This window comes from Polaribacter sp. (genome assembly GCF_965656025.1).
Taxonomy (GTDB): Bacteria; Bacteroidota; Bacteroidia; order Flavobacteriales; family Flavobacteriaceae; genus Polaribacter.
Map to the genome: position 1 here is coordinate 1 of NZ_CBFHJT010000088.1, position 9,751 is coordinate 9,751.

Consider the following 9,751-nt stretch of genomic DNA (forward strand, 5'->3'; position numbering starts at 1 on the left):
TCATTGCAAATGCTTCTACATTTTTATAATCAGCTATTTTTTCTTTGCTTTTCCACAATTTAAAAAATAACTCTTGGGTTGCATCTTCAGCTTCTTCTGTAGAAACTAAAAGTCTTTTAGCTAACCTAAAAACTTTATCTTTAAACGGTAAAACAACTTTTAAAAAGTCTGACTGTTTCATTTTTTGTTTGGTTGATTGTTTTGTAAACCTATTTTGTGTTACCTCCTTTTTAATGGGTCTACATAATTACGACGAACAAGAATTTATTTTGTTACAATAGAATTTAAAAATAATACTTTTTCTATTTATCTTGCGTTAGATTTATAGTATAAACCTTATCTATTATTGATGAAAAACAAATTCAAATTAATTTATATATTCTTACTTTCTTTATTTTTTGCGCAATGTTCTAAAGAATATCAATTGCCAGAAGATTTAGTGGTGCATGATTTTGTTTGGAAAGGTTTAAATGCTTATTACTTACATCAAGATGAAATTGCAGATTTGTCTGATAGAAGGTTTAGCTCTGACCAAGAATTGAATGCTTATTTAAGAACATTTAAAGATTATAATGATTTATTCAACAACTTATTAATACCTACCGATGCAAAATCGAACTTGGTAGAAGATTATACAAACTTAAATGTAGACCTACCAAGAAGTAGTTTCACAAATGGTTTAGAGTTTGGTATTATTGCAGAACCTGGCAGTACAGAAAATGTAATTGGCTATGTTTTGCAAATTTTACCCAATTCGAATGCAAGCACTAAAAACATTTCACGTGGGGAGTTTTTTAATGCTGTAGATGGTGTACAACTCACAAGAGATAATTTTGTTGACTTATTAATTAATGGTACATCAAATTTTGATTTGTCTATGGTAAATTTTGATGGCACTAATGTAATACCGAATACAAAAACAATTTCATTAGAAAAAGAAAATTACGATTATGATTCGGTATTTCTAGAAAAAACCTTCAACATTGGTACGTTTAATATAGGTTATGTAATGTATAATAATGATTTTTCTAAAGCTGCTATCAACAACCTAAATACTACTTTTTTAAATTTAAAAAACAATGCTGTAAATAAATTAGTACTAGATTTAAGATATAATATTGGTGGTGGTAGTTTTGCTAGAAATATTACAAATCTAGCAACCATGATAACTGGGCAATTTACAGATGAAGTTTTTATAAAAGAAGAATGGAATTCGAAAGCACAACCTTGGTTTGAGGCAAATCAACCAGACTCTTTGTTAACTAAATTTCCAGCAAAACTAAATCCACAGACAGATTTTAACAGTTTAAATTTAACAGATGTTTACATCATTTTAAATGGAAATAATTTTACAGGATCTTCTGCTATAGAGTTATTAATTAATAGTTTACAACCCTATATAAATGTACATATTATCGGCACAAATACTGCCGGTAATAACACAGGTTCTATTACTCTTTTCAATTCAGAAGATTATGATTTTGCGCTAAGAAACGAAACGCACACTGTAGCTTTACAACCAATTGTGTTAAGTTTTTATAATATAAACGACCAAACTTACGAAAACGGTTTTGCACCCACTATTTCTATATGCCCTAACGAAGATTTATTAGATTTAGGTATTTTAGGAGAAAGATCTGAACCCATATTAGATAGCGTTTTAGACTTTGTAACTTCTGGAAATACGGGCGCAAATACAGTTTGTAACCCCAATAATTACGAATTCTTGTTTCATTCTATAGACATGCAAAGAGAAAGGGATAATGGCATGTTTATTGAACAAGATTTACCAAATACAAATTAAAATGAAAAAATATTTTATAAACACACTTTTAGTGAGTATTCTTTTTTTAATATTTTCTTGTGATAATGAAGATATTAATACTGAAGAAGAATTTACAGTTACAACTGCAGACGAAATAAATTATTTTATTTGGAAAGGTTTAAACCTGTATTATTTATGGCAAGCAGATGTGCCAACGTTAGCAGACAATCGTTTTGCTAATTTTGAAGATTTGTATACTTTTTTTAGAAGATATGATTCTCCTGAAAGTACATTTAATAGTTTGTTAAATCAACCAGGTACTATAGATCGTTTTTCTTGGATTGTAGATGATTATATTGCCTTAGAAAACTCTTTTCAAGGCATTAATTTAAGTTCTGGTATGCAATTTGGTTTGCGAAGATATGCAAACAGTGCAACCAATGTTTATGCCTATGTACGTTATGTAATACCAAATTCTAGTGCAGCAACAGAAGGTGTAGAAAGAGGTATGATTATAAGTGGCGTAAATAGTACACAATTAACAGATGGTAATTTTAGAGATTTATTATTAAGCAACAATACCAGTTTTACCATTAATTTGGCAGATTATAATGGTGGTAGTCCAGTTGATAATGGCAATTCTATCAACTTAACAAAAACAGAGTTACAAGAAAACCCTATTGCAGTTTCTAAAGTAATTGACTATAACTCTAAGAAAATTGGTTATTTAATGTACAATCAGTTTGCGAGTAGTTTTGATGAACAATTAAATACTGAGTTTAATAAATTTAAAGCAGCAAATATAGACGACTTAATTATAGATTTGCGTTATAATGGAGGTGGTTCTACAAGAACTGCTGGTTATTTAGGTGCAATGATTACAGGTCAGTTTTCTGGACAATTGTACACAAAAGAAGTATGGAATAGTAAAGTTACCAATGCTTGGTCTCCAGAAGATTTTATAAATAATTTTCCTTCTAAAATTGTAAAAACAGATGGGAATAACAATGTGGTTGTAGATGAAGCCATTAATAGTTTAAACTTACAACGTGTTTATTTTATTGTTTCTGGTAGTACTGCATCAGCATCAGAATTAGTAATTAATGGTTTAGAGGCTTACATAGATGTTAACGTTTTAGGTACCACAACTGTTGGTAAGCAAGTAGGATCTATAACGCTCTATGATTCTGATAATTTATTAAAATCTGGAGATAATCTAAATACAAAACATACCTATGCTATACAACCTTTAGTATTTGAAATTAAAAATAAGAACGACGTAAATTATCCAAATGGAATTACACCTGGCACCAACTTTACTGGAATTAATTTAGGAGAAAACATTGGAGACTTAGGTGTTTTAGGAGAAACCTCTGACCCACTTTTAGAAAGAACTTTAAATTATATAGATACAGGTTTAAAAACTTCTGGAAAATACAAAACATTTGTAGAAACAGAAGAAATTTTCGATTCTAAATTAGCAACACCTGCTAGTAACAATATGTATTCAGATATTAAAAAATTCAATTTTTAAAATTAAAGAGGATGTCTAAAAAGTCTTTAGTGATGTAATTTTGAGCGCAGTCGAAAAATCTATATAATTGATGATTAAATAGTAAAAGATTTCTCCATAAAGTCGAAATGACAGCTAAATTTTCTTTTCAGACAGCTTCTTTTTTTTATAATTCGTAAATACCAGTTTATATTTAATTAGTATCATTAATATTTAATTTTTCTATATCCTCTTTACCTTCTTCAATTTCTTTATCTGTTAAAATATCAGGTCTAAATTCGCTCATTCTTTCTTCGTCTTTAGATTTTGCATATTTGTATCCAGATTTCCACCATTTGCGCATTAAATCCTTATCAAAAACTAAAGAATTTGTAGTTAAAACAGTAGGTGTGTAATATAAGTTCAATTTTACATCTTTATTGGCTGCAGCCAACTTACCAATAGTAATATTGTGCCTTTCTACGTGTGTTAACATAAAATCAAAGACATCAAACAGTAAAGAAAAAGGGTTTTTGGCAGGTAATCTATTAAATTGGGTAACCTCGGTTTCTAAAATAATTGCATCAATTTCTTTTGCTCCTCTTAAAATGGCTTCTCTTATAGGTATTAAAGAGCCAAAACCACCATCTGCATATTGGCAATAATTTTTTTCTAATAAACTCATAAAGGGTACATAATTACAAGAACCCCAAATCCAATCACAAAAATCATCATATGTACAATCGTTTATAGATTTATATTCTATTTGATTTTCTGTTAGGTTAGAAACAGTTACAACCACCTCTTTATTAGCAGCTTTTATACTGTTATACATTTCTTTGGTAACGTTCCTTTTTATTAGAGACCGCAAATTTTTACTTTCTCCAAATGTTTTTCTTCCGTTTAAAAAGTTCCAAAATGTATTTAGATGATTGATGCTAACCACTTTTTCGCCAGCTATTTTTTTTATTTTAAAGGGATTGTTGCTAAAAATAGTTTCTTGTTTAACGTTTGTATATAAGTCTTTTAATTCATCTAACATGCCCATAGCTAAATGAGAAACCATTAAACTACCTGTTGAAGTACCTAGAAACAAATCGTACTCTTTTTTTTCTTTTTTCATTAGATATTGTGCAACTCCACCTGCAAATGCCCCTTTACTTCCACCTCCAGAAATTACCAATGCTTTTTTCATTATCTCTTTTGATTTGTTTACTTTAGTGGTATAAAAATATCAAAAATGAAAAGAATAGCCATCCTTTTTTTAACATTCCTTTTTTTTATCATTTCTAACAAACCACTACTGTCACAAAACACAATCAAATTTAAAATTAATAATATAGGTAATGACAGTATAATGATTGCATATTATTTAGGAGGAAAACAATACTTACTTGGTAATAAAGGAAAAAATACCTACGTAAAATTTGATAAAAACCAAACTGGATTTTTTAAAAGTAATGATTTAAAAAAAGGACTTTACATGATTGTTTTTCCTCCAAAGAATAGTTTTGTTGAGTTTTTATTTGATGGAGAGGATTTAGACATCTATTTAGACAAAAATTTGATGCAAGAAACAATTTCATTTAAAAACTCAAAATCTAATAAACTTTTTTATAAATACATCTCTCATATTAATGGCTTAAAATCTAAAAGAGAAAACATTTTAAAAGAAAATAGTAGTGACGCTAATAAAGAGGAAAAAATTAATGAATTAGAAAAGAAAATTGACAAATATTTGAATGAAATAGTGAGTAAAAATCCCAATAATATGGGTGCAAAATTTTTAAAAGCAAGTCGCCCCATTAGAGTTCCTGAAAGCTTAAAAGGGCAAAAAGAAAGATTTAACTATTACAAAGCTAATTTTTTTAACCATTATAATTTTAATGATGAATGGTTAATAAGAACTCCTTTTTTTCATTCAAGCATTACAACTTACCTAGATAAGTTAACATTACAAACTATTGATGAAATAGAAAAATCTATAGATTATATAATTAACTTATCTGTTAATAATGACGAAATGTTTAAATATTTAGTGATTACCTTTTTAAATAAATATGCAAAAAACAATTTAATGATAGCAGAAAATATATATGCATATATTATTGAAAAATATTATGTAACAAGAAAAGCTACTTGGGTTTCAGAAAAATCATTAAAAAAAATATTAGATAATTATGAGGCTATAAAAAATAGCTTGATTGGAAAAAAAATAATTAATTTTTCATTAAATTACAACTTAGATTCTAAACAAAATTTCTACGATATTCAGTCAGAATATAAAATTGTACGATTTAGAAAAAGTGATTGTAAGGATTGTGATCTTTTAAATTTAAAAGAGATAACTAATACAAACGTTCAAGTTTTAGATATTATTATTGGAGAAACAGCAGCCAAAAAATATAAATTTATTACTTCTAATCCATACAAAAACCCACAAATAAAAAAGGCATCATTAGATTATAATGAGGGACAAAAGATATTGGAGTTTTTAAATATGAAAACAAGTCCGACTATTTTCGTATTTAATAAACAAAACGAAATAATCGCAAAAAAAATAACTTTTAATCAAGCATTGGGTTTTATTTCTAATGATAACAACTAATTTTTTACATTATGAAAAAACTATTTTTAGTTCCTTTTCTTTTTTTTCTTGCTTGTAAACAAGTCTATAAACCTAGAAATATTGAAAATGTAACCATTAAAGAATTTAAAATAGATAGCACTAGCATCAGAGCCATAAAAGTAAAAGACACAAACAGCGTTTTTTATGCAGGTTCTAATGGCGATGTTGGCTTTACAACAAACAATGGTGCTATCTGGAATGCTTTAAACATACGTTATAAAGACTCTATAATACCGCATTTTAGAAGTTTAGCTTTTAATGGAAAAGATTATTTTGCACTTTCAATTGCAAATCCTGCCTTGTTGTATAAAATTTCTGATGGTAAGTTTACTCTACAATATAAAGAAGAACACCCAAAAGTGTTTTATGATGCCCTGACTTTTTTTGATGACAATTTACACGGAATTGCAGTTGGCGATCCTACAGAAAATTGTGCATCAATTCTTTTAACCAGTAATGCTGGTAATACTTGGCAAAAATTACCTTGTAAAAATTTACCAGAAATAGCAAAAGAAGAAGCTTTTTTTGCCGCTAGTAACACCAATATTAAAACCATAGGCAAAACTGTTTGGATTGCTTCTGGAGGTAGCAAAGCTAGAATTTTAAAATCTACAGATTTTGGTAAAAACTGGACAATTACCCAAACACCCATTATTCAAGGCGATGGACCACAAGGAATTTATTCTATTGATTTTGTAGACGAAAACAATGGTATTATTATAGGAGGTAATTACGCAAAACCTTTAGAAAATAGAGCTAATAAAGCAATTACAACAGATGGAGGTAAAACTTGGCAGTTGGTTGCAGATAACCAAAATCCTAATTATAAAAGTTGCGTACAATATGTACCAAACACCAATGGTAAAGAGATTTTTGCTGTTGGTAAAACGGGTGTTTCTTTTTCCAATGATGGTGGCAAAACCTGGAAAGATGTTTCTAAAGATAGCTACTATACCATACAATTTGTAGATAAAAATACAGCTTGGTTAAGTGGTCATCAAAAAATAGGACTATTAAAATTATAAAAATGAGCATAAAATCAGTAGCATTTACAATCATTGCTTCTCTACTATTTTTATCTTGTCAACAACAAACTGATTTACAAAAACAATGCAATTGCAAAGAAGTATATCTTCAAAATTTAGAGGAAACAAAGGATACTGATGCCTATTTTTCTGTAAAACTTCCAAATACATGGAAAGTTAACTTGTACAAAGATAATTATCAATCTTCTATTTATGCTGCAGATACAATCAAAGAATTAACATCTTCTATTTTGTTAGATGTTAATTATATGCAGCATACGATTAACATTAATGATCTTTTTAAATTGAAAATAGAACAAGATAATTTGGTCAATAATTTAATTCAAAAAAAAGGACAAGAAATTTCTTTTTTAGGCAAACCAAGTTACTTTACACTCGCTTTCGGAAAAAAAGACGATTATACATATCAACAATTACAAGTTTTTAGCAAAATAGACAACAAAAACGCTTTATTAGCTACTGCTATATTTTATGGTGATTCTTTAGTAGAGAAAAGAATTTGTTCAGCCATAAGTTTGTTAGAAAAAATAAAAATACAATAAATGATAGCCAAAAAACACATTATAGATAGATTTATAAAATACGTAACTATAGATACCGAATCTGACCCAAATAACCCAAATTTCCCCAGTTCAGAAAACCAATGGGACTTGGCAAAAATTTTAAAAGAAGATTTAAAAGCTATTGGTTTACAGGAGGTTATTTTAGATGAAAATTGTTACATTATGGCTACATTACCAAGTAATATAGACTATAAAGTGCCCACAATTGGTTTTGTAGCACACATAGATACAAGTCCAGATTTTACAGGTAAAAATGTAAAACCAAAAATTGTAGAAGATTATCAAGGCAATGACATTGTATTAAATGAAGAAAAGAACATTGTATTGTCTCCAGATTATTTTGAAGATTTATTACAATACAAAGGACAAACCCTTATTACCACAGATGGCACAACACTTTTAGGAGCTGATGATAAAGCTGGTGTAACAGAAATTGTAACTGCTATGGAATATCTAATTCAGCATCCAGAAATTAAACACGGTAAAATTAGAATTTGTTTTACTCCAGATGAAGAAGTTGGCAAAGGTGCTCATAAATTTGATGTTAATAAATTTGATACTGAATGGGCATATACTATGGATGGTAGTCAAATTGGGGAATTAGAATACGAAAACTTTAACGCAGCAAGTGCAAAAGTTACCATCCAAGGTAAAATTGTACATCCAGGTTATGCAAAAGGTAAAATGATAAATTCGATACATATTGCTAACGAATTTATTTCAGAACTACCAGCAGAAGAAGTACCAGAAAAAACAACAGGTTACGAAGGTTTTTTTCATTTACATGATATTACTGGTAGTGTAGAAAAAACAGTTTTAGAATATATTGTTAGAGATCATGATTTTGAGTTGTTTACACAAAGAAAAAATTTATTTCAAAGAATAGCCAAAGATATAAATGAAAGGATTGGGCAACAATTAATAACTGTAGAGCTAAAAGATCAATATTTTAATATGAAAGAAAAAATAGTTCCGGTAATGCATATTGTAGATATGGTAGAAGAAGTTATGAAAGATATTGGCGTTACCCCAATAATTAAACCAATTAGAGGTGGTACAGATGGTTCTCAGCTTTCTTACAAAGGGCTTCCTTGTCCAAATATTTTTGCTGGTGGGCATAATTTTCATGGACGTTATGAATATGTTCCTGTAGAGTCTATGATAAAAGCAACTGAGGTTATAGAGGGTATTGTTGCAAAAGTGGTAGAAAAATATAAATAAAAAAAGTCTCCAGTAAACTGGAGACTTCGTATCATAGCGTATGCTATTTATTGTAAACAACTGAAAATAAAGCCCCTAATCTTTATTTAACAAATAAATTTACAAAATACAAATTTAGTCAAATAAATTAATCTTTATTGTATAAAAACATAAAATTATGATAATTCAGGATTTTTCCCCTTTATGTTTTTATAAAAATGTTTAAAATATTTAAAATCTTCTTCAAAATTATCTGTAGTATAATAGGGTTCAGATATTTTTACTTTCTTATTTTCAAAATCTAGTGTAGCCATTACAATAGGTACATTAGCCCCTTTTGCAATATAGTAGAAACCAGTTTTCCATTTTTCTACTTTCTTTCTTGTTCCTTCAGGAGACAATCCCAATTTAAAATGTTCTTTTTTATTAAAAATTTCTATAACAGCATCTACTAAATTATTGCTTTTACTTCTATCTACAGGAGTACCACCTAAAACTTTAAAAAAATAACCAAAAGGCCATTTAAATAAAGAGTCTTTACCAATAAAATGTATCATTGTTCCCAAACTCATTCTCGTTAAAATGGCAATAGGAAAATCTACCCAACTTGTATGCGGTGCGGCAATAACAACATATTTTTTAGGTGTTTCAGGAAAAATCCCTTCAACTTTCCAGCCTAAAATGTTATTTAAAATAAATTTAGCAATTCTCTTCATTTATACATTTAAATATTTGTTTACAAAATCTGCTTATTAGAGTTTTTTGTTGTCTATTAAAGTGATAAATTTAAGGACTTAAATTTACATGATGACACAAATAATTGTTAACCTAATAATCGCCGTAATATTTACTGTAATAGGCTTATTTATAGGTAAGTTAATTTCTAAATTACAAATAGAAAAAGATAAAAGTATTTCCGAAAAAGAAAAAAACACGTTAGAAATCCAAAACAATGGTCTAAATCAAAGCGTAAAAAGTTTAGAAACTAAAGTAGAGGAACTACAAAGTGAGTTAAAATTTATTCAGAAAGAAAAAGAAAGTTTAATTTCAGATAAA

General features: G+C 28.3%; 9 protein-coding genes and 1 pseudogene. 7 read left to right on the top strand and 3 right to left on the bottom strand.

The features are described from left to right. On the bottom strand, positions 1 to 181 hold a 181-nt coding region (locus ACTG3S_RS13140; protein WP_439129797.1), incomplete at its 3' end, for an RNA polymerase sigma factor. A gap of 168 nt (positions 182 to 349) precedes the next feature. On the opposite strand from ACTG3S_RS13140, the gene ACTG3S_RS13145 reads away from it, so the two are divergent. Then, positions 350 to 1,804: a S41 family peptidase gene (locus tag ACTG3S_RS13145; protein ID WP_439129798.1), complete on the top strand. Its 1,455-nt coding sequence runs from the start codon at positions 350 to 352 to the stop codon at positions 1,802 to 1,804. Position 1,805: 1 nt separating this feature from the next. Next, positions 1,806 to 3,299 carry a S41 family peptidase gene (locus ACTG3S_RS13150; protein ID WP_439129799.1) on the top strand — a complete coding sequence of 498 codons (1,494 nt, stop codon included), beginning with the start codon at positions 1,806 to 1,808 and terminating at the stop codon, positions 3,297 to 3,299. Between the two features lie 172 nt (positions 3,300 to 3,471). Here ACTG3S_RS13150 and ACTG3S_RS13155 read toward each other — a convergent pair whose 3' ends face one another. Further along, positions 3,472 to 4,452, bottom strand: a complete 981-nt coding sequence (locus ACTG3S_RS13155; protein WP_439129800.1) for a patatin-like phospholipase family protein — start codon at positions 4,450 to 4,452, stop codon at positions 3,472 to 3,474. Between the two features lie 45 nt (positions 4,453 to 4,497). Here ACTG3S_RS13155 and ACTG3S_RS13160 point away from each other — a divergent pair, with 45 nt between their 5' ends. Genes ACTG3S_RS13160 through pepT form a run of 4 tightly spaced genes read left to right on the top strand, consistent with a single transcriptional unit; the run spans position 4,498 to position 8,716 of the window. Beyond that, a complete protein-coding gene (locus tag ACTG3S_RS13160) occupies positions 4,498 to 5,865 on the top strand; it encodes a DUF5106 domain-containing protein (RefSeq protein ID WP_439129801.1) in 1,368 nt (455 codons plus the stop codon). Between the two features lie 11 nt (positions 5,866 to 5,876). Next, positions 5,877 to 6,911: an oxidoreductase gene (locus ACTG3S_RS13165; protein ID WP_439129802.1), complete on the top strand. Its 1,035-nt coding sequence runs from the start codon at positions 5,877 to 5,879 to the stop codon at positions 6,909 to 6,911. 2 nt (positions 6,912 to 6,913) lie between these two features. After that, entirely contained in the window at positions 6,914 to 7,474 is a 561-nt protein-coding gene (locus tag ACTG3S_RS13170; protein WP_439129803.1) for a hypothetical protein, read from the top strand. Then, positions 7,475 to 8,716: a peptidase T gene (pepT, locus tag ACTG3S_RS13175; RefSeq protein WP_439129804.1), complete on the top strand. Its 1,242-nt coding sequence runs from the start codon at positions 7,475 to 7,477 to the stop codon at positions 8,714 to 8,716. 155 nt (positions 8,717 to 8,871) lie between these two features. On the opposite strand, the gene ACTG3S_RS13180 is transcribed toward pepT, so the two are convergent. Further along, positions 8,872 to 9,411 (bottom strand): 1-acyl-sn-glycerol-3-phosphate acyltransferase, encoded by a 540-nt coding sequence (locus tag ACTG3S_RS13180; RefSeq protein WP_439129805.1) that lies wholly within the window; start codon positions 9,409 to 9,411, stop codon positions 8,872 to 8,874. Positions 9,412 to 9,502: 91 nt separating this feature from the next. Between ACTG3S_RS13180 and ACTG3S_RS13185 the strand changes: the two are divergent. Then, positions 9,503 to 9,751, top strand: a pseudogene (locus tag ACTG3S_RS13185) (hypothetical protein); the annotation flags it as partial.

What these genes read in the sequence shown, in the direction of transcription:
- ACTG3S_RS13150 (WP_439129799.1), top strand. Translation starts at nt 1,806, where the DNA reads ATGAAAAAATATTTTATAAACACACTTTTAGTGAGTATTCTTTTTTTA.
- ACTG3S_RS13155 (WP_439129800.1), bottom strand. Translation starts at nt 4,452, where the DNA reads ATGAAAAAAGCATTGGTAATTTCTGGAGGTGGAAGTAAAGGGGCATTT.
- ACTG3S_RS13165 (WP_439129802.1), top strand. Translation starts at nt 5,877, where the DNA reads ATGAAAAAACTATTTTTAGTTCCTTTTCTTTTTTTTCTTGCTTGTAAA.
- ACTG3S_RS13170 (WP_439129803.1), top strand. Translation starts at nt 6,914, where the DNA reads ATGAGCATAAAATCAGTAGCATTTACAATCATTGCTTCTCTACTATTT.
- ACTG3S_RS13180 (WP_439129805.1), bottom strand. Translation starts at nt 9,411, where the DNA reads ATGAAGAGAATTGCTAAATTTATTTTAAATAACATTTTAGGCTGGAAA.
- ACTG3S_RS13145 (WP_439129798.1), top strand. Translation starts at nt 350, where the DNA reads ATGAAAAACAAATTCAAATTAATTTATATATTCTTACTTTCTTTATTT.
- ACTG3S_RS13160 (WP_439129801.1), top strand. Translation starts at nt 4,498, where the DNA reads ATGAAAAGAATAGCCATCCTTTTTTTAACATTCCTTTTTTTTATCATT.
- pepT (WP_439129804.1), top strand. Translation starts at nt 7,475, where the DNA reads ATGATAGCCAAAAAACACATTATAGATAGATTTATAAAATACGTAACT.